Consider the following 577-nt stretch of genomic DNA (forward strand, 5'->3'; position numbering starts at 1 on the left):
CCTCGAGTCCGTCAAGGCCCGCGCCACCCACGCCGAACGCACCCGCGAAGAGGAGGCTCGACTCCGCGTCACCGAGGAACGCATGCGCATCGCCCGCGAACTCCACGACGCCGTCGCCCACCACATGGCCGTCGCCCACGCCCAGGCCGGCACCGCCGCCCACCTCGCCGACACCCACCCGGAACAGGCCCGGGGCATCCTGACCGACCTGGTCGGAACCACCTCCTCCGCTCTCCTGGAACTACGCGCCACGGTGGGCGTCCTACGTCAGACCGCTGACCCGGACACCGATCCGCTGGAGCCCACCCCGGGCCTGGACCGCCTCCCCGCTCTGGTCGCCGGCTGCGAATCGGCCGGCCTGTCGGTCGCGGTCAGCACCGAGGGGGAGGCTCAACCCCTGTCCCCGGGTGTGGACCTGACCGCCTACCGGATCATCCAGGAAGCCCTGACCAACGCCACGAAACACGCGTCCGACCACGCGGCCCGGGTGCGGCTCCGCTACGAGGACGCACGCCTACTCATCACCGTCACCAACGACGGCACAGCCAACGATGGGGCCGCCCCACCGGTGCCCGGC

The 577-nt window shown here is 72.3% G+C and carries 1 protein-coding gene; it reads left to right on the forward strand.

Translation table 11 applies throughout. The annotated features are described in order from the left end of the window. Positions 1-577: sensor histidine kinase (locus KUM32_RS41895; RefSeq protein WP_254406814.1), on the forward strand; the 577-nt coding region annotated here is incomplete at both ends.

This window comes from Streptomyces sp. AC627_RSS907, from assembly GCF_019049165.1.